This window comes from Kocuria sp. CPCC 205263, from assembly GCF_040981075.1.
GTDB classification, from domain to species: Bacteria; Actinomycetota; Actinomycetes; order Actinomycetales; family Micrococcaceae; genus Kocuria; species Kocuria rosea.
On the sequence record NZ_JAVKPV010000020.1, the window covers coordinates 1 to 26111 of the forward strand.

At 75.2% G+C, this 26111-nt stretch carries 25 protein-coding genes and 1 pseudogene; 17 read left to right on the forward strand and 9 right to left on the reverse strand.

Annotated elements, in window-relative coordinates; translation table 11 throughout:
- Positions 1-354 (forward strand): annotated as a pseudogene (locus tag RF647_RS18425) (cyclase); the annotation flags it as partial.
- 96 nt (positions 355-450) lie between these two features.
- Here RF647_RS18425 and ilvD read toward each other — a convergent pair.
- Positions 451-2142, reverse strand: coding sequence for a dihydroxy-acid dehydratase (gene ilvD / locus RF647_RS18430; RefSeq protein ID WP_126346599.1), 1692 nt, complete (start codon positions 2140-2142; stop codon positions 451-453).
- Between the two features lie 190 nt (positions 2143-2332).
- On the opposite strand from ilvD, the gene RF647_RS18435 reads away from it, so the two are divergent.
- Complete coding sequence (locus RF647_RS18435) at positions 2333-3235, forward strand: SDR family oxidoreductase (protein WP_368812994.1); 903 nt, start codon at positions 2333-2335, stop codon at positions 3233-3235.
- Positions 3236-3270: 35 nt separating this feature from the next.
- The gene (locus RF647_RS18440) at positions 3271-3696 is read left to right on the forward strand and encodes a ChaB family protein (RefSeq protein WP_368812995.1); all 426 of its coding nucleotides are present in this window, start codon (positions 3271-3273) and stop codon (positions 3694-3696) included.
- Between the two features lie 10 nt (positions 3697-3706).
- Here RF647_RS18440 and RF647_RS18445 read toward each other — a convergent pair whose 3' ends face one another.
- Both RF647_RS18445 and RF647_RS18450 read right to left on the reverse strand, forming a co-directional pair.
- Positions 3707-4999: an FG-GAP repeat domain-containing protein gene (locus tag RF647_RS18445; RefSeq protein ID WP_368812996.1), complete on the reverse strand. Its 1293-nt coding sequence runs from the start codon at positions 4997-4999 to the stop codon at positions 3707-3709.
- 120 nt (positions 5000-5119) lie between these two features.
- The gene (locus RF647_RS18450; protein WP_368812997.1) at positions 5120-5872 is read right to left on the reverse strand and encodes a TSUP family transporter; all 753 of its coding nucleotides are present in this window, start codon (positions 5870-5872) and stop codon (positions 5120-5122) included.
- 207 nt (positions 5873-6079) lie between these two features.
- Here RF647_RS18450 and RF647_RS18455 point away from each other — a divergent pair, with 207 nt between their 5' ends.
- A complete protein-coding gene (locus RF647_RS18455; RefSeq protein WP_368812998.1) occupies positions 6080-7777 on the forward strand; it encodes an ATP-dependent DNA helicase RecQ in 1698 nt (565 codons plus the stop codon).
- Positions 7778-7798: 21 nt separating this feature from the next.
- Here the strand turns inward: RF647_RS18455 and RF647_RS18460 are convergent, their stop codons facing one another.
- Entirely contained in the window at positions 7799-8356 is a 558-nt protein-coding gene (locus RF647_RS18460; RefSeq protein ID WP_368812999.1) for a dihydrofolate reductase family protein, read from the reverse strand.
- Between the two features lie 194 nt (positions 8357-8550).
- On the opposite strand from RF647_RS18460, the gene RF647_RS18465 reads away from it, so the two are divergent.
- Positions 8551-9777: an FAD-dependent oxidoreductase gene (locus RF647_RS18465; protein ID WP_368813000.1), complete on the forward strand. Its 1227-nt coding sequence runs from the start codon at positions 8551-8553 to the stop codon at positions 9775-9777.
- 33 nt (positions 9778-9810) lie between these two features.
- Here the strand turns inward: RF647_RS18465 and RF647_RS18470 are convergent, their stop codons facing one another.
- Positions 9811-10356: a TetR family transcriptional regulator gene (locus RF647_RS18470; protein WP_031283706.1), complete on the reverse strand. Its 546-nt coding sequence runs from the start codon at positions 10354-10356 to the stop codon at positions 9811-9813.
- Between the two features lie 122 nt (positions 10357-10478).
- On the opposite strand from RF647_RS18470, the gene RF647_RS18475 reads away from it, so the two are divergent.
- The 6 genes from RF647_RS18475 to fmdA all read left to right on the forward strand — a co-directional run bounded on the left by RF647_RS18475 (position 10479) and on the right by fmdA (position 17859).
- Positions 10479-11996, forward strand: a complete 1518-nt coding sequence (locus tag RF647_RS18475; protein ID WP_368813001.1) for an MFS transporter — start codon at positions 10479-10481, stop codon at positions 11994-11996.
- Positions 11997-12108: 112 nt separating this feature from the next.
- The gene (locus RF647_RS18480; protein WP_368813002.1) at positions 12109-12633 is read left to right on the forward strand and encodes a DinB family protein; all 525 of its coding nucleotides are present in this window, start codon (positions 12109-12111) and stop codon (positions 12631-12633) included.
- Between the two features lie 184 nt (positions 12634-12817).
- The gene (locus RF647_RS18485; protein ID WP_368813003.1) at positions 12818-14578 is read left to right on the forward strand and encodes a peptidoglycan DD-metalloendopeptidase family protein; all 1761 of its coding nucleotides are present in this window, start codon (positions 12818-12820) and stop codon (positions 14576-14578) included.
- A 112-nt stretch (positions 14579-14690) separates the two neighbouring features.
- The gene (locus RF647_RS18490) at positions 14691-16118 is read left to right on the forward strand and encodes an FAD-binding oxidoreductase (RefSeq protein WP_368813004.1); all 1428 of its coding nucleotides are present in this window, start codon (positions 14691-14693) and stop codon (positions 16116-16118) included.
- A 162-nt stretch (positions 16119-16280) separates the two neighbouring features.
- On the forward strand, positions 16281-16565 hold the full coding sequence (locus tag RF647_RS18495; protein ID WP_368813005.1) for an FmdB family zinc ribbon protein: 285 nt from the start codon (positions 16281-16283) through the stop codon (positions 16563-16565).
- Between the two features lie 40 nt (positions 16566-16605).
- On the forward strand, positions 16606-17859 hold the full coding sequence (gene fmdA / locus RF647_RS18500) for a formamidase (RefSeq protein ID WP_035923336.1): 1254 nt from the start codon (positions 16606-16608) through the stop codon (positions 17857-17859).
- 2 nt (positions 17860-17861) lie between these two features.
- On the opposite strand, the gene RF647_RS18505 is transcribed toward fmdA, so the two are convergent.
- From RF647_RS18505 to RF647_RS18515, 3 genes are all read right to left on the reverse strand, one after another.
- The gene (locus RF647_RS18505) at positions 17862-18803 is read right to left on the reverse strand and encodes a hypothetical protein (protein ID WP_368813006.1); all 942 of its coding nucleotides are present in this window, start codon (positions 18801-18803) and stop codon (positions 17862-17864) included.
- A gap of 52 nt (positions 18804-18855) precedes the next feature.
- Positions 18856-19389 carry an alpha/beta fold hydrolase gene (locus tag RF647_RS18510; RefSeq protein WP_017834750.1) on the reverse strand — a complete coding sequence of 178 codons (534 nt, stop codon included), beginning with the start codon at positions 19387-19389 and terminating at the stop codon, positions 18856-18858.
- Positions 19390-19462: 73 nt separating this feature from the next.
- Positions 19463-20110 (reverse strand): maleylpyruvate isomerase family mycothiol-dependent enzyme, encoded by a 648-nt coding sequence (locus RF647_RS18515; RefSeq protein ID WP_368813007.1) that lies wholly within the window; start codon positions 20108-20110, stop codon positions 19463-19465.
- A 75-nt stretch (positions 20111-20185) separates the two neighbouring features.
- Here RF647_RS18515 and RF647_RS18520 point away from each other — a divergent pair, with 75 nt between their 5' ends.
- From RF647_RS18520 to RF647_RS18540, 5 genes are all read left to right on the forward strand, one after another.
- Positions 20186-20653, forward strand: coding sequence for a MarR family winged helix-turn-helix transcriptional regulator (locus tag RF647_RS18520; protein WP_368813008.1), 468 nt, complete (start codon positions 20186-20188; stop codon positions 20651-20653).
- 115 nt (positions 20654-20768) lie between these two features.
- Positions 20769-21776, forward strand: coding sequence for a zinc-binding alcohol dehydrogenase (locus tag RF647_RS18525; RefSeq protein WP_368813009.1), 1008 nt, complete (start codon positions 20769-20771; stop codon positions 21774-21776).
- A gap of 26 nt (positions 21777-21802) precedes the next feature.
- Positions 21803-22222: a 6-carboxytetrahydropterin synthase gene (locus tag RF647_RS18530; protein ID WP_017834754.1), complete on the forward strand. Its 420-nt coding sequence runs from the start codon at positions 21803-21805 to the stop codon at positions 22220-22222.
- Positions 22219-23379 (forward strand): glycosyltransferase family 4 protein, encoded by a 1161-nt coding sequence (locus tag RF647_RS18535; RefSeq protein ID WP_368813010.1) that lies wholly within the window; start codon positions 22219-22221, stop codon positions 23377-23379. Before RF647_RS18530 ends, RF647_RS18535 begins: the two co-directional genes overlap by 4 nt.
- A complete protein-coding gene (locus tag RF647_RS18540; protein ID WP_368813011.1) occupies positions 23376-24242 on the forward strand; it encodes a class I SAM-dependent methyltransferase in 867 nt (288 codons plus the stop codon). Before RF647_RS18535 ends, RF647_RS18540 begins: the two co-directional genes overlap by 4 nt.
- Here RF647_RS18540 and RF647_RS18545 read toward each other — a convergent pair.
- Positions 24235-25002 carry a CDP-alcohol phosphatidyltransferase family protein gene (locus tag RF647_RS18545; RefSeq protein ID WP_368813012.1) on the reverse strand — a complete coding sequence of 256 codons (768 nt, stop codon included), beginning with the start codon at positions 25000-25002 and terminating at the stop codon, positions 24235-24237. The two genes, RF647_RS18540 and RF647_RS18545, sit on opposite strands and share 8 nt — an antisense overlap.
- 93 nt (positions 25003-25095) lie before the next feature.
- On the opposite strand from RF647_RS18545, the gene RF647_RS18550 reads away from it, so the two are divergent.
- A complete protein-coding gene (locus RF647_RS18550) occupies positions 25096-26001 on the forward strand; it encodes a lysylphosphatidylglycerol synthase domain-containing protein (RefSeq protein ID WP_368813013.1) in 906 nt (301 codons plus the stop codon).
- Positions 26002-26111: the final 110 nt, after the last annotated feature.

The following is a 26111-nucleotide window of genomic DNA, read 5'->3' on the forward strand; positions in this document are numbered from 1 at the left end:
GGCGTGGAGCACGCCGCGGCCTCCCGCGGTGACGACGGCAAGGCCGGGGTGTCGGGCAAGGCGGTCGCCGCGGGCATCGCCGCGGCCGGGGTGGCCGCCGCCGGGGTCGCGGCCGCGGCGAAGAAGAAGGACTCCGGCCCGGACACGGAGCCGGTGACCTTCGAGTCGACCGCACCTCCGGCGGCGCCGGCCGCTCCGGTGTCGCCGGGGGCTCCCGGGGAGACCGTGACCGGGGAGGTCCCGCCGATCCCGCCCGTGGACGAGACGCTCGCCGACGACACCGTCGACGCTGACCCGGGCGTGGACCCCGCCACCCGGCGCATCGACGACCGCCCCGCGGGCGGCCCGCTCTGATTCGTCCCCGTGCACGCACCGGGCCCCGACCGCACGCGGTCGGGGCCCGGTGCGTGCACGGGGCGTCCCGTTCGGCGGGGCGGCCGAACCGGCCGGTCAGCCGGTCACGGCGCCCAGCGAGGCCGAGCGCACCAGCTTGACGTACTTGCCCAGCACGCCGCCCTCGTACTGCGGGCGCAGGGGGGCCCAGCCGCTGCGCCGCCGCGCCAGCTCCTCGGCGTCCACCAGCAGGTCCAGGGAGCGGGCCGCCAGGTCCACCCGGATCCGGTCGCCGTCGCGCAGGAACGCGACCGGTCCGGCGTCGACGGCCTCCGGCGCGATGTGGCCGATGCACAGACCCGTGGTGCCGCCCGAGAACCGGCCGTCCGTGAGCAGCAGGACGTCCTTGCCCAGGCCCGCGCCCTTGATCGCCCCGGTGATGGCCAGCATCTCGCGCATGCCGGGCCCGCCCTTGGGGCCCTCGTAGCGGATCACGAGCACGTCCCCGGCCGTGATCTCCCCGGCCTCCAGGGCGTCCATCGCAGCCTGCTCGCGCTCGAACACGCGGGCCGGACCCTCGAAGACCTCGGCGTCGAAGCCCGCGGACTTCACCACCGCGCCCTCCGGCGCCAGGGAGCCGTGCAGGACGGTGATCCCGCCCGTGCGGTGGATCGGGTTGTCGAGCGTGCGGATCACGTCGCCGTCCAGGGGCCCGGGGTCCAGAGCGGCGAGGTTCTCGGCCACCGTGCGGCCGGTCACGGTGAGGGCGTCCCCGTGCAGCAGGCCGGCGTCCAGCAGGGCCTTCATGACCACGGGGATGCCGCCGTGCCGGTCGACGTCGTTCATGACGTACCGGCCGAACGGCTTGAGGTCCGCGAGGTGCGGGACGCGGTCCCCGATCCGGTTGAAGTCCTCGAGGGTGAGCTCGACCTCCGCCTCGTGGGCGATGGCCAGCAGGTGCAGGACGGCGTTGGTGGACCCGCCGAGGGCCATGAGCACGGTGACGGCGTTCTCGAAGGCCTCCTTCGTCAGGACGTCCCGGGCCGTGATGCCCTGCCGGAGCATCTCGACGACGGCCTCCCCGGAGCGGTGGGCGAACTGGTCGCGCCGCCGGTCCGCCGAGGGCGGGGCCGCGGAGCCGGGCAGGCTCATGCCCAGGGCCTCGGCCACGGAGGCCATCGTGTTGGCCGTGTACATCCCGCCGCAGGCGCCCTCGCCCGGGCAGATGGCCCGCTCGATGCGGTCGAGGTCCGTCCTGCCCATCAGGCCCGCCTTGCACGCGCCCACGGCCTCGAACGCGTCGATGAGGGTGACGTCCTTCTCGGTCCCGTCGGTGAGCTTCACCCACCCCGGGGCGATGGTCCCCGCGTAGAGGAACACCGAGGCCAGGTCCAGGCGGGCGGCGGCCATGAGCATGCCCGGCAGCGACTTGTCGCACCCCGCCAGCAGGACGGACCCGTCGAGGCGCTCGGCCTGCATCACCGTCTCCACGGAGTCCGCGATGACCTCGCGGGAGACCAGCGAGAAGTGCATCCCCACGTGGCCCATCGAGATCCCGTCCGAGACGGAGATCGTGCCGAACTGGAGGGGGTAGCCGCCGCCGGCGTGGACGCCCTCCTTGCAGCCCTGGGCGAGCCGGTCCAGGGAGAGGTTGCAGGGGGTGATCTCGTTCCAGGAGCTCGCGATGCCGATCTGGGGCTTCTCCCAGTCGGCGTCGCCCATGCCCACGGCACGGAGCATGCCGCGGCTGGCGGTCGCGTCGATGCCGTCGGTCACCTGACGGCTGCGGGGTTTCATGTCGGGGCTCATGCGGTCTCTCCCGGGTCGTCGGTGCGCGGTGGGGTGCGTGCCGCGAACCTATCAACGGAACTCGAGGAGCGTCGAGGGGTGTCCACGGCCGGCACGGAAGATTGTGCCCGCCCGGGGGAAGACAAGGGGGCGCCCGTCCTCCTAGGGTGGGAGAAGCAAACGATAAGCAACCTGATCGAAGGAGTCCGACATGCCCGAGGCACCCGTCTCCCAGCACGCCCGCGCGATGGCCGACGACGAGGGCGGGATGCCCGAGCAGCAGCAGACGCCCCCGGGGCTGACCGCTGCCATGGACCCCGTGCCCGACCACGGCGAGGCGTCCTGGGAGGGCAGGGGCCGGCTCCAGGGGCTCAAGGCCCTCATCACCGGCGGGGACTCCGGGATCGGCCGGGCCGTGGCGATCGCGTTCGCCCGGGAGGGCGCCGACGTCGCGATCAACTACCTCTCCGAGGAGCAGGAGGACGCCCAGGACGTGGCCGGGTGGATCGAGAAGGCCGGCCGCACGGCCGTCCTGGTCCCCGGCGACGTGCGCGAGCAGCAGGGCTGCCAGGACATCGTGGACCGGGCGGTCGAGGGCCTCGGCGGGCTCAACGTGGTCGTCAACAACGCGGGCTTCCACTGGGCCCGCGGGGAGGCGGGGCTCAAAGGCCTCGTCGCGGAGGACCTCGAGCGGGCCGTGCGCACCAACCTCTACGGCACGCTCTGGATCAGCCGCGCGGCGCTTCCGCACCTCGGCCGCGGGGACAGCATCATCAACACCACGTCCGTGCAGGCCTACGACCCCTCGGTGTCGATGATCGACTACGCGGCCACGAAGGCCGCGCTGAACAACGTCACCGTCAACCTCGCCGCCGAGCTCGGGCCCGAGGGCATCCGGGTCAACGCGGTCGCCCCCGGGCCCGTGTGGACCCCCCTGGGGCCGGCCACCAAGGAGCCCGGGGCGGTCGCGAACATGGGAAAGGAGACGCCGCTGGGCCGGATCGGCCAGCCCGCGGAGCTGGCCGGCGCCTACGTCTTCCTCGCGAGCCCGGCCGAGGCCAGCTATGTCAGCGGCACCGTCCTCGGCGTCACCGGCGGCATGCCCGTCTTCTGAGCCGCGCCCCCACACCCCTACGGAAGGAGCACCTCGTGCCCAAGACCGGCAAGGACGACCACGCCAAGAAGAGCGAACTGCCCTCCACCCTGCAGCGCTCGGGGCAGAAGGCGCAGGACACGTTCGCCAAGACCTACGACTCCGCGCTCGAGGAGTACGGCGACGAGGAGCGCGCGGCGCGCACGGCCTACAGCGCGCTCAAGCACACCCACGAGAAGGTCGGCGACCACTGGGAGGGCAAGGAGGAGTACGGGCCCTCCGACGAGCACGCCGCGGGCGGCCGCGACTCCCGCGCGGAGACCGCCGGCGGGGTCGACGCGAACTCCTCGAAGGAGCACCTCTACGAGGTGGCGAAGCGGCTCGACGTGGAGGGGCGCTCCTACATGACCAAGAAGGAGCTCGTCGACGCGATCCGGAAGGCCAACGACGCCGCGACGCGACGGGCCCGGGAGACCGACTGACGTCCGTCCCTCAGCCGCCGGTCGCAGGGTCGTTCTCGAAGATCTCGGGCGGGACCGCATGGATGAGCAGCGTCGCGACCACGGGCCGCCGCTCGCCGAAGCCCACGACGTCGGGAATTCCGTCACCGCTGACGTCCGCCAGTCCCCGGGGGTGCCGGTCGGCCCGCCAGCCCTGGTGGTGGCCGAACTCCTCGAATCCCAACCAGGCGGCCGACAGCGTCTCTCCGGGGCCGGAGAAGGAGAAGTACGTCCCTCCGTCACCGAATCCCACCACGTCGGCGCCCTGCCCGGAGGTGGCCCGCTCGACGGAGCGCGGATGACGGTCGACCCGCCAGCCCTGGTCGCGGCCGAAGTCGCGGACCTTCAGGGCTGCGGCGCTGAAGGTGCCGTCGGGGCGGGCGTAGGAGACCCAGGTCCCGGCGTCGCCGAAGCCGACGACGTCGGCCCGTCCGTCGCCGTCCACGTCGGCCAGCTGCCGCGGGTGCCGCTCGACCCGCCAGCCCTGGTCATGGCCGAAATCGCGGACCTTCAGGGCTGCGGCGCTGAAGGTGCCGTCGGGGCGGGCGTAGGAGACCCAGGTCCCGGCGTCGCCGAAGCCGACGACGTCGGCCCGTCCGTCGCCGTCCACGTCGGCCAGCTGCCGCGGGTGCCGCTCGACCCGCCAGCCCTGGTCATGGCCGAAATCGCCCACGCTGAGCACGGGGGGCCTGAGCTCCACGAGGAAGTCGTCCTGGTGGTGCGCCACGGAGACGTGGGTCCCGGCGTTGCCGAAGCCGACGACGTCGGCCCGTCCGTCGCCGTTGACATCCGCCAGTTCCCGCAGGTGCCGGTCGACCCGCCAGCCCTGGGCGACGCCGTAGTCGGCCAGATCCGCCTCGGGGTGGCTGGGCGTGGTGATGACTCCGTTGGGCGCCGAGTAGGACAGGTACAGGCCGTCCTCGCCGAAGCCGACGACGTCGGCCCGTCCGTCGGCGTTGAGGTCCGCCAGCGTCCGTTCGTGCCGGTCGACGCGCCACCCCTGGTCCCGGCCGAAGGCGCTGGCCTTCAGCGTCGCGGGGGAGAAGGCACCGTCGTCCAAGCCGTACCCGACAAGGACGCCGGCGTCCCCGAAGCCCACGGCGTCGGCGCGCCCGTCGCCGTTGACATCCGCCAGTTCCCGCGGGTGCTGGCCGATCCGCCAGCCCTGGGCGTAGCTGAAGTCTCCCGGCTCCGCCGCCGCCGCCGAGGGCTGGACGGCCGCCGCGACGAGCAGCGCCGCCGAGGCCAGTCCTACCTGCAGACGAAGATGCCGCTGACGATCCATGGTGGCCCCCTGTGTCGGTGGGCCCAGCCTAGTTCCGGAGGCTCTGCCGGGCGCCGCTGGGCAACCGTTCGTTGCCGAAGTGCGACGTGCGGCGAGATCACCCTCGGTCGGCGCCCGGGCTCAGAGCACGCCCAGCAGCCCGCGCACCAGCGTGATCGCCCCGCCCAGCCCCGCGAGGACCAGCGCGACCGTGCGCGCCGTGCTCAGGGACACGCGGCGGGCGACGACCCCGCCGATCCGCACGCCCAGCACCACCGTGAGGACCACGCCGGGGGCCACCCACCACGGCGGCATCCCGCCGGTGCCCGCCGCCCCCAGCAGGGTCTTGGTGAGCACCGACAGGGCGCCCATCGTCATGAACACCGGCTGCAGGGTCGCGGCGAAGGAGCGCTGCTCCCAGCGGGCCAGCCGGGAGTGGATCACCATGACCGGGCCGGCCACCCCCGCCGTGGTGTTGAAGAACCCCCCGATCGCCCCGGCGAGCACCGTGGGCAGCCGCCCCGGCCACTCGGGCAGGCGGGGGAGCCCGAACATGGTGGTGAGGGCCAGCAGCACCACGCCGCCCACCAGCACCTGCAGCCAGGCGGCGGGCAGCTCGCGGACCACGAGCGCCGCCGGTACGGCGCCCACCGCCGCGGCCGGGGCGATGAGGGTGAACCGCCGCCAGTCCACGTGGCGCCACACCGAGAGCATGATGAGGAAGCCGGAGACGGTCGTCGTCGCGTTGGTCACGAGCACTCCCGTGGCGGGGCCCAGCAGCAGGGCGAGGGTCGGGGCCACGACGAGGCCGACCCCCGTGCCCGAGACGCGTTGCAGGACTGAGCCCACGAGGATCGCGAGGGCGGCGATGACGATGATTTCCACGGGTCCCATTCTGCGCCCCCGGCAGCCCGGCCCCGGACCGCACACGGGCCCGCCGTGGTGATTCCCGGATTCGATAAGTACCCTTGCTGTCATGAGAGGTCCCCCGCGGGACGCCGCCGGACGAGTGGAGCACCATGAGCATCAGCCGGGACCTGATCGACGACGAGGACGGGCACGGGCCCGCGACCGTCCTCGCCCGGATCCCCCGCTGAGCCGGTGGGTGCCGCCACGGGCGCGGGCCGGCGCGCCGCACCGGTCTCCGCGGAACGGCTCCGGGAGGTCGCCGCGTCCCGCTTCGGCATCGAGGAGTTCCGCGAGGGCCAGCTCGAGGCGATGGTGGCGGCGGCGGCCGGCCGCGACGTCCTGGCGGTGATGCCCACCGGCCACGGCAAGTCCGCGATCTACCAGGTGCCGGGTGCCGCCCTGCCCGGGACCGCCGTGGTGGTGTCCCCGCTGATCGCCCTCCAGCACGACCAGGTCGAGGCGATCAACGAGGACCTCGGGGCGGAGGTCGCCTTCGCGGTGAACTCCGCGGTGGGGGCGCGGCGCGAGCGCGCCGCCTGGGACGCCGTGGCGCGCGGGGACGCGAAGTTCCTCTTCCTCGCCCCCGAGCAGCTCGCCCGGGAGGAGATCACCGAGCGGCTCGCCGCGCACCCGCCGTCCCTGTTCGTGGTGGACGAGGCGCACTGCATCTCCTCGTGGGGCCACGACTTCCGCCCCGACTACCTCGTGCTCCAGGAGGCCGTGCAGCGGCTGGGACGCCCGGCCGTCGTGGCCCTGACCGCCACCGCGTCCCCGCACACCCGGGCCGAGATCGTTGACCGGCTGGGCCTGCGCGACCCCCTGGTCCTGGTGCACAGCTTCGACCGGCCCAACATCGAGCTGCGGGTGGTGCGCCACCACCAGGCCTCCGGCAAGCGCCGGGCGGTGCTCGACGAGGTCTCCGGGCTCTCCGGCCCGGGGCTGGTCTACGTCGCCACCCGCCGGGAGACGGAGGACTACGCCGCCGAGCTGGTCCGGCGCGGCGTGCGCGCCGAGGCCTACCACGCGGGACGCCGGAGGTCCGAGCGGGACGAGGTGCTCGCCCGGTTCCACGGCGACGAGCTGGACGTGGTGGTGGCCACCACCGCCTTCGGGATGGGCATCGACAAGCCGGACGTGCGCTTCGTGGTGCACGCGGACGTCCCCGACTCCCTGGACAGCTACTACCAGGAGATCGGCCGGGCCGGGCGGGACGGGAAGCCGGTCCTCGCCGTGCTGCACTACCGCTCCGAGGACCTGGGGCTCCAGCAGTACTTCGCCGGCGCCGCCCCCGAGCCGGCGGACCTCGAGCCGGTCCTCCGCGCGGTCCGGCGGCACGGGCCGGTCCGGGCCCGCGAGCTGCGCGAGCACACGGGCCTGGGCCCCCGGGCCCAGGCCCGGGCCCTGCACCTCCTCGAGCACAGCGGCGGCGTGCTGGCTCGGCCCGAGGGCTACCGGGCCGTGGACGGGGTCGCGCCGGAGGACGCCGTCGCCGCCGCGCTCGCGGAGGCCGAGGCCCAGCACCGGATCGACCGCTCGCGGATCGACATGATGCGGGGCTACGCCGAGACGGACGGGTGCCGGCGGGACTGGCTGCTCCACTACTTCGGCGAGGAGACCGACGGCTGGTGCGGCAACTGCGACACCTGCGCGGAGACCGGCTCCGCCGCCGAGGCTGCGGAGCGGGCCGCCGCCACCCCGCACGGCTGGGCGATCCAGACCCCGGTCACCCACCGCGAGTGGGGCCACGGGATCGTGATGGGCGCGGAGCCGGACCGGATCACCGTCCTGTTCGACGCGGTCGGGTACAAGGAGCTCTCCCTGCGCCTGATCGAGCAGCACGACGGGCTGCTGGTGCGCGGCTCCGGGGAACGGCCGGATGAGGGACCGTGAGCCCCGACGGGCGGCCGCCGGTCAGCGGACGACCTCGTAGACGGACTTGAGGACGCCGTTGGCGTAGGTCTCGTGCTCCACCAGCTCCAGGGTGCGGAACGTGTCGGTGCTGTCGTCGAAGAGACGGCGGCCCGCGCCGAGCAGCACGGGGAACACCAGCAGGTGGTACCGGTCCACGAGATCCGCGGCGGCGAGGCCCTTGGCCAGGGTGGCGCTGCCGTGCACGAGGATCGTGCCGTCGACCGTGGCCTTCAGCCGCGCGACCTCGTCGAGGGAGCGCAGCACGGAGGTGTTGTGCCAGCGCGGGTCCTCCAGGGTGGAGGAGACCACGTACTTGGGCATGGCGTTGTACTCGGCGAACTCCTCCATCGACGGCCAGACGGGGGCGAACTCGTCGTAGCTGACCCGGCCCATCAGCATCGCCGCCGCCTCCTTCTGCTCCCGGTCCTTGAGCTCGTAGGCCGCCTCGTCATAGGTCACGTGCCGGAAGCTCCAGCCGGCGTGCGGGTGGGGGCCGCCGCCGGGGGAGTCGACGACGCCGTCGAGGGTGATGAACTCGGTGACGATCAGCGTGCCCATGAGGATCTCCTGTCGGTGCGGTCGGCATCCGTCGCTGCGGTTCCCACTCTCGCGCTCCCGCGCGGCCGGGGGAAGGGGGCGGCGCGGGATGACGCGTCCGGCCGGGACGCGGGCCGCACCGCCTCTTGCGCGACCGCCACCCCGGTGGGATCGTCGGCAGGGACAGCGGACGAGCGAGGGCCCGGGAGGCACCCGTGGCGGCGGAGCGGACGACGGAGCAGGTGCGGACCACGTGCTGCGTGGTGGGCGGCGGACCGGCCGGGCTGATGGCCGGGGTGCTGCTCGCGCGGCAGGGCGTGGACGTGGTGGTCCTGGAGAAGCACGGGGACTTCCTGCGCGACTTCCGCGGCGACACCCTGCACCCCTCCACCCTCGAGCTGATGGCCGAGCTCGGCTGGCTCGAGGACGTCCTGGCGCTGCCGCACACCCGCGTGGAGCGGGCCACCGTCTCCCTCGGCGGCGAGACGGTGGTGGTCGGCCGGTTCGACCGCCTGCCCGTGCGCTGCCCGTTCATCGCGTTCCTGCCGCAGTGGGACTTCCTGGACCTGCTCGCCGAGAAGGGCGAGGCGCTGCCCGGCTTCCGGCTGCTGCGCTCCACGGCCGCCGACGGCCTGCTCGTCGAGGACGGCCGGTGCACCGGCGTCACGGCGCACGACGACGACGGGGCACCGGTGCGGATCCGGGCCGAGCTGGTGCTGGCCGCCGACGGCCGCGACTCCGTGCTGCGGGCCGCGGCCGGCCTGGTGCCCAGGGCCTCGACGTCGCGGATGGACGTGCTGTGGTTCCGCGTGCCCCGCCGCGAGGGGCAGGAGCAGCCGCTGTTCAACGCCGGGGACGGCGCGGTGGTGGCCCTGCCGCGCACCGGCTACTGGCAGGCCGCCATGATCGTGCGGGCCGGCGAGCACGACGCCCTGCGCGCCCAGGGACTGGCCGCCTTTCGGGAACGGGTGCGCGCGCTCGCCCCCGGGCTGGGGGAGGGGGTCACCACGATCAAGGACTGGGACCAGGTGAAGCTGCTGCGCGTGCGCGTGGACCGGCTGCGCCGGTGGTGGCGGCCCGGGATCCTGTTCCTCGGCGACGCCGCGCACGCGATGTCCCCCGCTGGGGGCGTGGGCATCAACCTCGCGATCCAGGACGCGGTCGCGGCGGCGAACCTGCTCGGGCCGCGGCTGCTGCGCGGCGGGGTGCGGGCGCGGGACCTCGCGCGCGTGCAGCGCCGGCGGGCGTGGCCGGCGCGCGCCACCCAGCTGTTCCAGCTCGTGCTGGCCCGCCGGCTCGTGCCGGCCCGGACCGGGACGCGGCCGCGGCCCCCGGTGCCGCTGGGCCTCGTCCGGGCGCTGCCGTTCCTGCCCCACCTCACCGGGCGGGCGATCGGCATCGGTCTGCGGCCCGAGCACGTGCGCCCGCTGCCCCGCGCCTGACCGGAGCCCTCCCGCCCGGCCGGCGCGGTGCGCTCAGGGCCGTGGGCTGAGCCGGTCCACCGCGGCCAGGAGGTGCTCCAGGATGGTGTGCCGCCGTGCGCTGCCGTCGGGCAGCAGGCCGATCGACGCGTTGTGGTAGAGCCCGTCGCCCATCTGCTGGACCGCGGTCGCCACCACCGGGTCTCCCACGTCCGCGAGGATCAGCTCGTACCACGCCACCTCGAGCCGCTTCAGGGCGGCCCGGGCGTTCTCGTCCCCGGCCTGGACCAGCCGGGAGGCCACGATCAGGGCCCGGTCCAGCCGGCTGTCCTCGAACAGGGACGTGACCAGGAAGTAGCGCGCGGCCCCGTCCGGCGCCGCCGCCATGGCCTCGAGGTCCAGCTGCATGAGCTCCTCGAGGCGCTGCAGCGTCGCGTCCACGAGGGCCTGGCGGTGCGGGAAGTGGTAGAGCAGGCCCCCCTTGGACACTCCGGCGGCGGCGGCGACGGCGTCGAGGGTCGCGGCGCGCTCGCCGTCGTCGAGGACGATCTGCTCGAAGGCGGCCAGGAGCTTGTCCCGGGCCACGGGTGGGCGGGGCATGTGAGGAAGACCTCCCTGGGTCGGACGTGGTGCCCATTGTGTCAGCTCGCCCATAACTGTACCGTCTAGACGGTACAGTTACTCAGTCTGTCCGCTCCCGATCCGTTCCCCGGAGGTGAACCATGACCACTCTGCTGACGCCCCGCCCCACGGCCGGTGCGCGCGAATGGGCCGCGCTCGCGGTCCTGATGATGCCCGTCCTGCTCGTGTCGGTCGACAACACGGCCCTGAGCTTCGCGCTGCCCACCATCTCCCAGGCGCTGCACCCCACCGGCGCGCAGCTGCTGTGGATCGTGGACGTCTACCCCCTCGTGCTCGCCGGCCTGCTCATCCCCATGGGCTCCCTCGGGGACCGGATCGGCCGCCGGCGGCTGCTGCTGATCGGCGGCACGGGCTTCGCCGCCGTCTCCGCGGCGTCGGCCTTCGCGCCCACCGCCGAGCTGCTCGTGGCGGGGCGGGCCGCCATGGGGCTCTTCGGCGCGATGCTGATGCCCGCGACCCTGTCCCTGCTGCGCAACATCTTCCTGGACCCGGGGCAGCGCCGGATCGCGATCGCGGTGTGGGCCGGCGGCTTCAGCGGCGGCGCCGCGCTGGGCCCCATCGTCGGGGGCTTCCTGCTCAACCACTTCTGGTGGGGCTCGGTGTTCCTGATGTCCGTGCCCGTGCTGCTGCCCCTGCTCGTGCTGGGCCCTCTGCTCGTGCCGGAGTCGCGGGACCCCCGGCCCGGGCCCGTGGACGTGCCGTCCGTGCTGCTCGCCATGCTCGCCATGACCCCCGTGGTCTACGGCATCAAGGCGGCGACGGCCTCCGGGGAGCTCTTCCACGGCCTGCTCAGCGCCGCCTTCGGCGTGCTGGCCGGTGTGCTGTTCGTCCGGCGCCAGGCGGTCCTGGCGCACCCGATGCTCGACCTCGCCCTGTTCCGGCACCCGGGCTTCCAGGGCGGCGTGACCGTCAACGTCCTCGCCAACGTGGGGCTCTACGGGTTCCTGTTCATGCTGACCCAGTACCTGCAGCTCGTGGTCGGGCTGGACCCGATGACCGCGGGGTTCACCATGGTCCCGGGCCTGGTCCTCACGGTCCTCGCCGGCTTCGCGGCCGTGCGCGCCGTGCGGTGGCTGAGCCCCCGGACCGTGATCACGGCGGGGATGCTCCTGTCCTCGGCCGGCTTCCTCGTGGTTACCCTCGCCGACCTCTCCGCCGCCGCCGGCGCCGTGGTGGTCCTCGTGGCCTTCTGCCTGGTGGGCACCGGCATCGGCCTCGCCGAGACGCTGTCCAACGACCTCGTCCTCACGGCGGCCCCGCCGCACAAGGCCGGAGCGGCCTCGGCGATCTCGGAGACCGGCTACGAGGTCGGTGCGGTGCTGGGCACGGCCGTGCTCGGCGGACTGCTGACCGCGTTCTACCAGCGCCACCTCGACCTGCCCGCGGCCCTGGACGCCGGCTCCTCGGCCGCGGCGCACGAGACCCTCGGCGGAGCCGTCGAGGTCGCGGAGGGCGCCGGGGCGCTCGGTCCCGCGGTGCAGGAGGCGGCGGTCGCCGCGTTCACGGCGGGCATGCACTGGACGGCGCTGGTCATGACGGCCGTGGTGGTCCTGGCGGCGTTCACGGTCGCCCGCATGCTGCGGCCGGCCGTGCGCTGACCCGCCCGCCCCCCGGGCCGTCACCTCACCGGGACCCGGCGCCACGGGCCCCGGGGGACGTAGGCTCGGCGGCAGGGGCGGGCCCGGCCCCGGTGTGGAAGGAGTGGTCGCGATGACGCCGCAGGAACTGTTCGAGGACGCCGCCCGCCGCCCGTCCGAGGTGGCGGAGCACGTGCTCGAGGACATCTCGGCGGAGGTGCTGCACACCATGCCGGGCGGGACCGCGAACTCCGTGGCCTGGCTGGTGTGGCACGCGTCCCGCCAGCAGGACGCACAGGTGGCCCAGCTCGCCGGCACGGAGGAGGTGTGGACCGCCGAGGGGTGGAGCGGGCGTTTCGGCCTCGACGTCCCCGACTCCTCCATGGGCTTCGGAGACGGACCGGAGGACGTCGCACGGATCCGCGTGGCGTCCCCCGACCTGCTGCGCGGCTACCTCGACGCGGTGGTCGAGCGCACCGTGGCGTACGTGCACGGGCTCACGGAGGCTCAGCTGGACGACGTGGTGGACCGGTCGTGGACCCCGCCCGTCACCCGTGGCGCCCGCCTGGTGAGCACGGTCGACGACGCCGCGCAGCACCTCGGCCAGGCCGCCTACGTCCGCGGTCTGCTCGAGGACGGGTGGTCGGGGCCCTACTGATCGCCCGTCCCGAGGCGTTTGCGTTTGCATCAAGTCGTCGCATGACAAGGCGCTGATGTGGGGACGGGAGTTTCCTCGGTGGTCAGGGTCCGTTCGCTTAAGCTGATCACGCTGGGTCCCAGCACCTCGAACTCCTGCACGATCTTCTCGTCGCTCGTCGCGACATCCTGGGGGAAAAACCGTCATGCCCCGCGACTCCTCTCGCCGTTCCGCTCGCCCCGCCCTGCGCCAGCGCGCGTCCTCGCCCGTGACCGCGCTCACCGCGTTCTCGGCGCTCGTGGCCGTCAGCGTGGCCGTCAGCGCGGGCATCACCCCGGAGATCGGCGGCGAGCGGGGAACCTCGGCGTTCGGCGCTCCGGCGGCCTCCGCGGAGCGGGCAGCGCAGCCGGACAATCGGTGGACCCTGCTCGCGGCGGGACAGGAGCAGACCACGCCTCCGGCAGGACCGCTGCGGGACGACCGCACGACCTCGCCCGTGCGGGACGGCGGCGCGGGCCAGGGCTCCTGGCGGGCGGGGGCGGGGCGCGGTGACGGGGGGCGCGAGTCGGCCTCGACCGTGCGCCCGGGCCGGCAGGCGCCGAAGCTGTACCAGGGCGAGCTGCCCGTCAACACGATCATCGCGCCGGCCCGTCCCGGCGCCGTCCTGCCCGGTGGGCAGTTCGGCTGGCGGATCGCCCCGGACCGCGGCGGGCGCGAGTTCCACAACGGCACCGACGTCTCCGCCGCGGCGGGCCTGCCGGTCGTCGCCGCCCTCGACGGCGTGGTGACGGCCGTGTTCTGGGACGTCTGGGGCGGCAACCGGGTGGAGGTCACCCACGCGGACGGGATCAGGACCACCTACAACCACCTCGAGGACGTCCGGGTCCGGACCGGGGACCGGCTCGCCGCCTCCGAGCAGCTCGGCACGGTGGGGGCCACCGGCGTCCGGGTCACGGGCCCGCACCTGCACTTCGAGACCTGGGTGGACGGGCAGGCCGTCGATCCGCAGTCCTTCAACTGGGTCGACGGCATGCGCGTCATCCCCGCCTCCCGCAGCAAGTACTCCCTCGAGGTCCCCGTCCCGGACACGGTCGAGGACCCGGCCGCGCAGCAGGCGGAGGCCGGCAAGAAGGCCGAGGCGGCGAAGAAGGCGAAGGCTGCCAAGAAAACCGAGGCGGCGAAGAAGGCCGAGGCAGTGAAGAAGGCCGAGGCGGCGAAGAAGGCCGAGGCAGTGAAGAAGGCGGAGGCCGCGAAGAAGGCGGAGGCCGCCAAGAAGGCCGAGGCCGCGAAGCGAGCAGAGGTCGAGAAGGCCGGAAACGCCAGGCCACCCGTGCAGCAGGCGGAGGCCGCCCCGGCTCCGGCGGCCCCATCCGTGCCGGCCATCCCGGCTGCTCCTCCGGCCGATCTTGACGTGCCCGATCCCGTTCCGGCCCCGCCAGTACTCGAGGAGCCAGAGCTGCCTCCGGTGGCACCCGAGCCCGTGGTGGAGCCCGCACCCGAGCCCGTGGTGAAGCCCGCGCCTCGGCCCGACGTGGAGCCCGAGCTCGAACCGGGAGTCGCCCCGCGGATTCCGGACGCGGAGCGGGACACCGACAAGGACGGGATCCCGGACGTCGACGACGACAACCTGGACGGCGACCTCCTCGACGGCGCCCCCCTGCTGAACCACGAGGACCCGGATCTCGACGGGGACGGCGTCCTCAACGACGCCGACCCGGACCTGGACGGCGACGGCCTGCGCAACGAGGACGACCTGGACCGCGACGGCGACGGGATCCCGAACGACGAGGACGCGGAGCCGGACCGCCCGGCGCCGAAGGCCGCGGCCGAGCCGGCCACCGGCAGGACCGGGACCACCGACCCGGCCGATCCGGCCGGCCCCGCGGAGGGCGCCGGTGCCGCCGGGGCGGAGCTGGACGCCGAGCTCGGGCCAGCCGCCGGAGCGGGCGGGACCGTCCGTCCCTGACGTCCCGCGCGGAGTTATGCAGGCGTGACGAGGTCATCTGCCGAGTCAGGAACGCGGACGACTAGAATTTGCCCCCGGGCCGACGAATTATTTTCGCGCAGGAGCGGGAGCCATGAGCACCACCGACCACGGTGCGCCGGACCACGGGACGACCAGGGCGCTCCAGGAACTCCGGGACCGTCTCGCCGGGGTGCTGGTGGAGCCGGGGGACGCCGACTACGACAGGGCCCGCCGCGTCTGGAACGGCCTGATCGACGCCCGTCCCCGGGCTCTCGTGCGGGCCGGGGACCTCGCCGACATCGACCTGGCACTGGCCACGGCCCAGCGCACGCGCCTGCCGCTGGCGGTGCGGGGCGGCGGGCACGGCGTGGCGGGCCACGGCACGGTCGAGGGCGGCCTGGTGCTGGACCTCGGGCGGCTGCGGGGCGTCGTCGTCGATCCCGCGAACCAGCTCGTGAGCGTGGAGCCCGGCACCACCTTCGCCGCTCTCGACCGTGCCACGGCCCGGCACGGCCTCGCCGTTCCCGGCGGCCTCACCGGCGCGGTGGGCGTGGCGGGACTCACCCTGTGCGGGGGCATGGGGTGGCTGACCCGCAGCAACGGGCTGAGCCTCGACAACCTGGACTCCGCCGACGTCGTGACCGCCGCCGGCGACCACCTGCACGTCAGCGAGGAGGAGAACGCCGGGCTGTTCTGGGGGCTCCGCGGCGGCGGGGGCAACCTCGGGGTGGTCTCATCCTTCACCTTCCGGGCCCGCCGGCTGCCGTCCACCGTGCTCGCGGGGAACCTCCACTACCGCAGGCCGCGCTGGGAGGGCGCCCTGTCCGCCTTCGCCGCGTGGTCGCGCGGTCTGCCGGACGAGATGAACCCGGTCCTCACGTTCGCGATCCCGCCCCCGGCGGCCGGGATGGGCGAGGAGCCGGTGCTGACCGTGGGGTTCAGCTGGGTCTCGGAGGACCACGCAGCCGGCCTGGACGTCGTCGACGGACTGCGGGAGGACGCCCCGCCCGACGCCGAGGAGATGGGCCCGACGCCCTGGCTCGCGTGGCAGGGGGCGCGGGACGGGCTCTTCCCCCGGGGCTCGCACGGCTACTGGCGCAACCTTCCCTTCTCCCGGCTGGACGACGAGGTCGTCGACGTCCTCGTCGGGCTGGCCGCCGGGATCGCCTGCCGGGGCACCGGAATCGACGTCCACCACCTCGAGGGCGCCTTCGGCAGGGTGCCCGAGGAGACCACCGCCTTCCCCAACCGGTCCGCGCGGTACTGGCTGACGGTGCACGGCGTCCGGCGCGACCCGGCCGACGACGAGCACCTCGCAGCCTTCGTGCGGACCGTGCGGGACGCGATGCAGCCGTTCGCCGAGCACGGCGAGTACGTCGGCCTCATGGGGCCCGACGCCGAGCTCGGGGGCGACCCGGTGGAGGCGGCCCGCCTGGCCTACGGGCGGGAGAAGCACCAGCGGCTCGCCGCCCTCAAGGACCGCTACGATGCCGGGAACCTCTTCCGGCACAACCTGAACGTGCTGCCCGGCCGGCCCTGAGCGCACGTCCGGCAGGGCCTCCTGGCGCGGGCTCGTGCCCCGAGGAACCTGCGGCCCCGCCCCGTCATGTCAGGGCGATGTCGATGGCAGCCCTTCCCCGGCCACGGACCCGGCACTAGGGTCGTCAGTCCAGAGACCCCGCGTTCCCGGGAGGCGCCCCGCATGCCGATCTACGAGTACCGGTGCCGGGAGTGCGGCGACTTCGAGGTCCTGCTGGGCATGGGCGCGGCCGCACGCGAGAGCGACTGCCCCGGCTGCGGCTCCGCAGCGCGGCGGCTGATGAGCGCGCCCGGGCTCTCCCGGGCCGGCACCTCCGAGGCCCGGCTGATCGAGCGCACCGAGCGCACCGCCGCGGAGCCCGACGTCGTCGCCGCGCCCCCGCCCGGCTCCCGGCGAGCGACCCGCACCACCGGCAACCCCCTGCACCGCAGACTTCCCCGGCCCTGAGAGGCACACCACCGCAGCACAGCCGCCAAGGAGGCACGTCATGCCGGAGCTCATCTTTCCCCTGGACTCGTCACGGCCGTTCGAGGACCAGCAGCTGGTCGGGCACAACCGGTGGCACCCGGAGATCCCCCCGGTGGCCACCGTGCGACCGGGGGACACGTTCCGGGTGCACTGCCGGGAGTGGTTCGACGGCGCGATCGTCAACGACGACTCCGCCGAGGACGTCCTCAACGCGCCGCTGACGACCGTGCACAAGCTCTCCGGCCCGTTCGCGGTGCAGGGCGCCCAGCCGGGCGACCTGCTCGTCGTCGACATCCTCGACGTCGGCCCCATCCCGCAGGAGGACTCCGGCCCACTGGCCGGGCAGGGCTGGGGGTACACCGGCGTCTTCGCACGGTCCAACGGTGGAGGCTTCCTCACCGACCGGTTCCCGGACGCCTACAAGGCGATCTGGGACTTCCGCGGCCAGACCGCGACCTCCCGGCACGTCCCGGAGGTCTCGTTCACCGGCATCGTCCACCCCGGCCTGATGGGCACCGCGCCCTCCGCGGAGCTCCTGGCCCGGTGGAACGCGCGCGAAGGGGCGCTCATCGCCACCGACCCGGACCGGGTCCCGCCCCTGGCGCTGCCGCCCGAGCCGGAGAACGCCCTGCTCGGCGGGGTTCCCGGCCCCGACGTCGAGCGGGTCGCCGCGGAGGCCGCGCGCACCGCCCCGCCCCGCGAGAACGGCGGCAACCAGGACATCAAGAATCTCACCAAGGGCACCCGCGTCTTCTACCCCGTCTTCGTGGACGGCGCGAACTTCTCCGTGGGCGACCTGCACTTCTCCCAGGGCGACGGCGAGATCACGTTCTGCGGCGCCATCGAGATGGGCGGGTTCATCGACTTCCACGTGGACGTCATCAAGGGCGGCATGGAGACCTACGGGGTCACGGAGAACGCGATCTTCCTGCCGGGCAGGACGGACCCGCAGTACAGCGAGTGGATCGCCTTCTCCGGCACCTCGGTGACCCTCGACGGAGAGCAGCGCTACCTCGACTCGCAGCTGTCCTACCAGCGGGCGTGCCTGCACGCCGTCGACTACCTCACGAAGTTCGGGTACTCCCCGGAGCAGGCGTACCTGCTGCTGGGCGCCGCGCCGATCGAGGGCCGGTTCTCGGGGGTGGTGGACATCCCCAACTCCTGCGCCACGGTCTATCTGCCCACGGCGATCTTCGACTTCGACGTCCGGCCGTCCGCGTCCGGACCGCACCGGGTGGATCCGGGCGCGGGGGCGCCGCACGCGGCCGCGTGAGCTCAGCCGGTCCCGCGTGCGAGGTACAGGTCGACCACGGCGGTGGCCACGTCCTGGCCGCAGGCCGCGGAGGGGTAGCCGGAGCCCAGCACCGCGATGTGGTGGGCGGTCCCGCCCGATACCGTGCGCCCCACACTGTGGGTGTCCCACGCGCCGCCGGCGTCCGGCAGCCACCCGTTCTTGACGAGGGAGTCCGCCGCCCCGGACCCGTCCGCGCGGGCCGCGCCCACGCCCCAGGTCTGGGACGGATGGGTGGGCCGCATCTGCTCCCGCAGCCAGGCCAGGTCCTCCTCGGGCAGCCAGTCCGCCCCGCGGACGACCGTGCCCAGCACGGCCAGCTGGTCGGAGGCGGTGGTCAGGTTGTGGCCCCAGCCGCCCGAGGACCGGGTCGAGCTGACGCCCATGAGGTCGTAGGTCTCGTTGAGCTCGCCCTCCATGACGGAGAGCGTGGGCCCGAGCGCGCCGTAGAGAGCGGTGGTGGACTCGTTGCCGCTCTCGTGGACGCTGTCGCGGATCAGGGCCCGCTGCTGCTCCGTGAGCCGGCCGTCCCGCTCGGCGGCCAGGCGCATGGTGGTGAGGGCCAGCGGGACCTTGGAGAGGCTGGCCTCCATACCGGACACCTCGGGGCGGTGGGCGAAGACCGTGCGGCCGTCCGCGTCCTGCACCAGCAGCCCGATCTCGGCGCCCACCGCTGCGCTCAGCCCGTCCAGCGCGGTGGTCAGGGCGCGCCGGTCGTCCTGTGCCGCAGGCCCCACCGCGGTGGGCAGCGGGCCCGCGGCCGGACCGCAGGAGGTGGGGACGGAGACCGCCGCGGTCGTGGCGGCCGCACCGCCCGGGGCCGCCGGGAGCGCCGCCGCGGGGGCCGGGACGGAGAGTCCCAGGAGGAGTGCGGCGGCCCCCAGGGTGCGGACGGTCCTGCGGTGCTGCGGGTGCGATCGGCTCATGGTGTCCATGCTCTCGCACGGCGTCCGTCCTGCCGAGCCGGGCGGGTCCGCCTCACGCAATGAGACCCCGGTCCGTCCAGGACGTCGGCAGGTGCCCGCCGGAGGGGAGCAGCACGAGCTGGGCCGAGGGCAGCCGCTCGGTGAGGCAGCGCGCGTGGGCGGGAGGCACCACGTCGTCGTCCTCGGCGTGGACCACGACGATCTCGAGGTCGGCGAGCTTCCGGCCCACGGTGGAGGGCAGGGCGAAGCCCTGCTCCTCCACGTCCGGGTGCTCCGGGCACCAGCACGGGGCCGCCACGGTCACGACGCGCTGCAGCAGGGTGGGGATCCGGTGGCAGAGGAAGCGCAGGGCCTCGGACCCGCCGAGGGAGTGGCCCACAATCACCCAGGGCTCGTCCGGGATGGCGCGGACAGCCCGGCCGATCGCCTCCTGCCACTGGTCCGGGTCGGGGTCCTCCGGGCTCGGGAGGTCCGGGGCCACGAGGTCGGCATCGGGCCACTGCCGCCGCACGGCCTCAAGCACCGGGTTGTCGCCGGTGCGGGGCTGGGGCCCGGCACCGTGCAGGAAGAGGATGCGCTGGACCATGGGTCACCTCGGGGACGGGGGAGGTGACGGCGGACGCCGCCTCCACCAGCGTCCCCGCCGCCGCGGCGAGGTGTCAAGAGCGGCGGGAGGCTCCTGGGCCCGCTCCCACGACGTCGAGGCCGGGCCCCTCGAGCCGGTCCAGCGCTGCGGTGCGGCCGGTCAACAGCAGCAGGAGCGCGTCGATGGCGCCCCGGACCTCGGGGCCGCCGCCGGCGTGCCAGTCGACGTCGGTCGCGGTGAGCGTCACCCCGCGCAGTCTCCGGCGCGCCCGGAACGGGAACGGCATGGACCACACCCGGTCGGCGGCCGTGCGCGCGGCCTCCGGGGGCATGGCGTGGTGCCGGCCCAGGGGCAGGGCGATGTCCTGGGTGTGGACGAGGACGTCCAGCAGCGGCTCGCGGACGGTCGTGCCCGGCGGGTGGCGCCTCGAGCCGTCCAGGCGGCGGTAGTCGGCGAGGATCGACTCGACCGGCCGGCGGCCGCGGGCCCGGGCGTCCAGGTACAGGGCGCGGTTGTAGTCCCCGCGGCCCCGCCACAGGGCCGGGACGAGATCGGCGAGACTGACCTGGGGCGAGGCGATGACGTGCGCCGCGACGTCCCGCACCGCCCATCCCGGGCAGAGGGTGGGGTGGTCCCACTCCTCGGGACGGAGCGTCTCGAGCAGGTCCGCCAGCGCGGACCGCTCCCGGTGGACGGCGTCCCAGATGGCGTCGCGGTCCATGATAATCTCCTCCAAATGGTCAGTTTTACTGACTGAATTTTCCGGCGGCGACGGCCACGGTGTCAAGGGGTGGGCATGCACGAGGACGCGGGGACCAACACCGGGCTGCTGCTGTACTACCCGTACCGGGACATGGAGATCCGGGTGGTCGAGGCCCTGCACGCCGCCGGCTTCGCGGACCTCTCCTACGCGCAGGCCCGGATCTTCCAGCGCATCGGCCCGGACGGCACCCGCACGGTGCAGCTGGCGGAGCAGGCCCGGGTCACCAAGCAGACGGCCAGCCTCCTCGTCCAAGCCCTGGAGGAGGAGGGGTACGTGGAGCGGCGCCCCGATCCCGCCGACGCCCGGGCGCGGCTCGTGAGCGTCGCCGAGCGCGGCCGGGCCGCCCAGGCGGTGGCGGCCGGGGTGGTCGCCGAGGTGGAGGAGCAGTGGCGGCGCCGGCTCGGGGCGCGGCGCTATGCCGCGCTGCGCCGGGCGCTCGCCGAGCTGCACGAGGAGCCCGGCGTCCGCTCCTCGCCGGCCGACCACGGGGCGCCCGGCTGACCCGGCAGCGCCCGGCCGACCACGCGGCGGCGTGGTCGGCCGGGTGCACGGGGGTCGCGGGGGCGCGCCGTGGTCACCCGGTGGCGCGGCGCGGCCGTCGGGACACAATGGGACCATGACCGACGCCGCTCACCCCTGCCCGCCGGAGGACCCCCGCACCTGCCGCGCCTACTGGACCGTGGAGCCCGGCCGGGGAGAGCTGCGCACCGCGGAGCTGCCCGTCCCGGGCCCCGAGGACGTCCTGGTGCGGGCGCTGCGCTCCGGGGTCAGCCGCGGCACCGAGTCGCTCGTCCACCGCGGCCTCGTCCCGGCGCGCGTGCACGGGCGGATGCGCGCCCCGTTCCAGGAGGGGGACTTCCGCGGCCCCGTGAAGTACGGCTACCTCTCCGTGGGCGTCGTGGAGCAGGGGCCGGAGGACCTGGTGGGCCGGCGGGTCTTCAGCCTCCACCCCCACCAGGACCGCTACGTGCTCCCGGCCTCCGCCGTGACAGCGGTGCCCGACGACGTCCCCTCCGGGCGCGCGGTGCTCGCGGGCTCGGTGGAGACGGCCGTCAACGCGCTGTGGGAGGCCGCGCCCCGCTTCGGGGACCGCGTGGCCGTGGTCGGCGCCGGGATGATCGGCGCGTGCACGGCCGCGCTGCTGGCCCGCTTCCCGCTGGCCCGGCTGCAGCTCGTGGACCCGCAGCCGTCCCGCGGGGAGCTCGCGGCCCGGCTCGGCGTGGAGCACGTGCTGCCGGAGGACGCCGCGGGGGAGTGCGACGTCGTCCTGCACGCCTCCTCCACCGCCGCCGGCCTGGCGCGGGGGCTCGAGCTGCTCGGCGACGAGGGAGAGCTGATCGAGCTGTCCTGGTACGGCGACGAGGACCCGGCCGTCCCGCTGGGCGCCGACTTCCACGCCCGCCGGCTGCAGCTGCGCGCCAGCCAGGTGGGCGTCGTCGCCCCCGCCCGCCGGGCCCGCCGCACGACCGCCGACCGGCTCGCCACCGCGCTGGACGCCCTCCGGGACCCCCGCTTCGACGCCCTGCTCTCCGGGAGCTCCTCGTTCGAGGAGCTGCCCGCCACGATGGCGCGGCTCGCCGCAGGGGCCCCGGACGTCCTGTGCCACGTGGTGCACTACGACTGAACGCCCCCACCGACCCGAGGAGCTCCGTGTTCACCCTGACCGTCCGAGACCACATGATGATCGCCCACAGCCTGCCGGACCCGTTCTTCGGCCCCGCCCAGAACCTGCACGGGGCCACCTACGTCGTGGAGACCACCTGGTCCCGGCCGGTCCTCGACGAGCACGGGGTGGTCATGGACATCGGCGTGGCCAACGACCTGCTCGCGGGCGTCCTGGACGGGCTGCGCTACCGCAACCTCGACGAGCACCCGGACTTCGCGGGCCGGCTGTCCACCACGGAGGTCCTGGCCCAGTACGTCGCCGAGCGGCTCGCGGCGGGGGCGGCGTTCGTCGAGGGGCTCGAGCGACTGACCGTCACCCTCCGGGAGACCCCCGACGCCTGGGCCTCCTACACCCTCGAGCTGCCCGTGCTCAGCGAGCGCGGCGGGCCCGCCCCCGCCCGGTGAGCACCGCGCGCGCGGGCATCGACGTGGTGGTGCCCGACGACGGCGGGCGGCCCACCGGCGGCTCGCTCTACGACCGCCGGCTCGCGGCGGCGCTGGACGCCCTGGGGCGCCCGGCCCGGCTCGTGCCGGTGGCCGGGAGCTGGCCCGCGCCGGACGGCGCCGCCAGGGCCCGGCTGCGGCGCGCGCTGGGCGCACCGGCCTCCGGGCGGGCGGTCGTCCTCGACGGCCTCGTGGGGTGCGCCGCACCGGAGACGGTCGACGACGCCGTGCGCTCCGGGGTGCCCGTGCACTTGCTCGTGCACCTGCCCCTGCCCGCCGAGACCGGGGTGGACCCCGCGGCCGCCACGGAGCTCGCCCGGCGGGAGGCGGCCGCCCTCGCCGCCGCCACCGGCGTGCTGGCGCCCAGCGCCTGGGCGGCCCGCGACCTCCTCCGCCGCTACGGCACCGCGAACGCCGTCGTGGCCGAGCCGGGGGCCGAGCGCGGACCGGTGGCCGCGGGGTCGCATCCGCCCCGGCTGACCTGTCTGGCGTCCCTGACCCCGCGCAAGAACCAGCGCCTCCTGCTGGAGGCCCTCGCGCCGCTGACCGCCCTCGGCTGGATCCTCGACCTCGTCGGCCCCGAGGGCGACCCCGAGCACGTCCGCACTCTGCGCGCCGCGGTCCGGGACCTCCCCGATCCGGGGCGCGTGCGCTGCCCCGGTCCCCTCCAGGGCGCCGCGCTGACCCGGCAGTGGGCGCGCACCGACCTGCTGCTGCTGCCCTCCACGACCGAGACCTACGGCATGGTCGTCACTGAGGCGCTCGCCCACGGCGTGCCCGCGGTGGTCGCGGCCGGCACCGGCGCGGTCGAGGCCCTCGACGGCACGCCGGGACCCCCGGGCGCGCCCGGCGCCGGCATCCGGGCCGGTGCCGCCCTCGACCCCGCCGACCCGTCCGCCTGGACCGAGGCGCTGCGCGACTGGCTGACCGGCCCCGTCCTGCGCGCGCAGTGGCGGGCCGCCGCACTGGCCCGCCGCGACCACCTGCGAGGCTGGACGGACACCGCCCGCGACGTCCTCGCGGCGATCGGCCCGTTCCCCGCCCCGCCCTCCGACCCGTCCGACCCCCTCGGGCGCAGTCCCGACCAGGACCACGACAGCACCAGGAGACCGTCATGACGAACCACTCCGCCCCCGACCGTCCCGTCGCCGGCGACTGGCTGGCCCTGCGCGAGCCCGCCGACGCCGCGGCCCGCGAGGACTCCCTGCCGCTGATCGCCCGAATCGTGCGGCACTGGGAGCAGCTGCCGCGGGCCGCGGCCCCCGGCGCCGCGAGCACCGAGCCGGTCGTGGTGGTGGACCTCGGCGCCGGGACGGGCGCGAACCGGGCTTGGCTCGCCCGGCACCTCCCCGGCCCCCAGCGCTGGATCCTGCTCGACCACGACCGCGAGCTGCTCGACCAGGCCGTGGCCGCCGCCCGGGCGGAGGGGGCCGACGTCGTGCCCGTCCTCGCCGGGATCGAGGAGCTCGGCCGGGTGCTCGCGGAGCACCCGGCGGCCCGCCGGCTCGTGACGTGCTCCGCCCTGCTCGACCTGCTGACCCGGCAGCAGCTCCGGGACCTGGCCCGCGTGCTCGCCGAGGAGTCCGTCCCGGCGCTCCTCGCCCTGACCGTCGACGGCGAGGTCCTCATCGACCCGCCCCACCACCTGGACCCCTCGGTGCTGGGCGCCTTCGAGGACCACCAGCACCGCGGCGAGCTCGCCGGGACCGACGCCGTGCGGCTGGCCGCGGAGGCCCTGCAGGAGCGCGGCATGGTCGTGGACGTGACGCCCACCCCCTGGTGGATCTCCGGCCAGGCGTGGGCCCGGCCCCTCCTGGAGCGGTTCCTCGCCGACCGCGCGGACGCCGCCGTGGAGCACCGCCCGGACCTCACGGCCGAAGCCCACGCCTGGCTGCGGACCCGCCTGGTGGACTGCGCCCGCGGCCGGCTGCGGGCCACGGTGGGACACGCGGACGTGCTCGGCCTGCCGCCCGTCAGCTGAGGCCGCGGGCGCACCGCTCCAGCCACAGCACGTCCCGGCCGAAGGACACCAGCAGCAGGACGAGCGCCACGACGGTGGCCGTGACGGCCAGCGGCAGCGGGATCAGGGGGACCAGCGCGCCGAGCAGGACGCCGCCCTGGATCCCCGCCACCACCCGCCGGTACGAGGAGAAGGGCAGCTCGCGGCGCCACACCGGGCGCACCCGCAGGCCCAGCAGGAAGAGGTAGCGCAGGGCGCCGATCACCACCACCCACCACGCCTCCGGCAGCCCGATTCGGGCCGCGACCGCCACCGAGAGGAACAGCAGCAGCACGGCGTCGACCTCCTGGTCGAACCGGGCCCCGGCGCGCGTGGCGGTCCCGGTGCGGCGCGCCACCCACCCGTCGATCCCGTCGAGCAGCCACGCGGGCAGCGCGACGGCGAACACGGCCCAGCACCAGGCGTCGGCGGGCCGGCCCCCGTCCTGCCCCAGCACGGGGGCCAGCCCCACGGGCAGGAGCGCGGCGGCCAGGGCGACGAGCACGGAGCGGCCCACGGTGACCCGGTCGGCGGGGCCGTAGGGCTCGCCGCGGCGGCGCACGGTGCTGCGCACCACCGCGCCGAGCACGGCGAGACCCAGCAGCACCGAACTCAGCAGCACGGGGAGCGCCGCGTCCGCCAGGAGGAGGAGCGCCGCGAGGGCTCCGCCCAGCACCACGAGGGCGAGCAGACCGTCCCGGCGCGCCGAGGGGCGCGGGCCGGTGGAACGAGCCAGGGGCATGCGGTCGCCTTCCGCGTCGGGGGTCTTCATCCTGGGCGGGCCCGGCCCGCCGCGTCAATCCGGGCGACGTCGGGCGGTGGCTAGACTGCGCCCATGCCCGCCGAGACCACGCCCGCCCCCACGCGGCGGCGGCCCGTTCTCCGCGTGCTGCTCGCCGCCGGGCAGGCGGTGGCCGGGCTGGTGCTCCTCGCCATGCTGTTCCGCGTGCTCGGCACGAACGCGGTCCGCAGCGCCGTCGGGATCCTCACCCCCGCCACCGTGGCGCTCGCCCTGGGCGCCGGGCTCGTGGCCACCGCGGCCCAGGCCCAGCGCTGGCGGCTCGTGGCCCGCAGCCGGGCCACGCCGATCGGCTTCCGGGAGGCGCTGGGCGAGTGCTGGGCATCCGGGCTCGTCAACCTGCTGCTGCCCGGGGGCGTGACCGGGGACGCCGTGCGGGTGCTGCGCCGCCGCCGGCGCGGCGACAGCTGGCCCGGCGCCGGCGGCTCCGTGCTGGGCGAACGGCTGGCGGGGACGTCCGTGCTCCTCGCGGCGGGGGTCGTCCCGGCCCTGGCGGTCGGCGCCTGGCTCGCCGCGGCCCTCGGCCTCGGGGCGCTCGCCGTGGGGGCCGTCGCCTGGCGCTCCACGAGCGGCGCCCCGGCACGGGACCAGGCCGGGGTGTGGGCGCTGTCCGTGCTCGCCTGGGCCTGCTACCAGGGGCTGTTCCTGCTGGCGGCCGTGCGCACCGCACCGCAGGAGACCCTGGCGAACCTGTGGGGGACCACGGTGCTGGGCCTCGCCGGGATGTCCGTGCCCGTCGGGGTGGGCGGCTGGGGTCTGCGGGAGGGGATCACCACCCTGGCCGCGATGGCCCACGGCCTGCCCGCCGGGACCGGCTTCGCGATCTCGATCGGCTACGGGCTGCTCGCCCTGATCTCGGCCCTGCCGGGAGCCGTGGTCCTGGCGGGCTGGCTGCTGCCCCGGCGCGCCGGCTCTCCCCGCGCCGGCTCTCCCCGCGGCTGACGAGCCGGTCGCCCGGCGTCGGGAGGCCCGTGGTGCGCGTCAGCCCCCGATCGCGCTCATGGGGCGTTCCGGTTGGACGTAGTCGGGGGAGTCCAGGCCGGTGTGGTCCA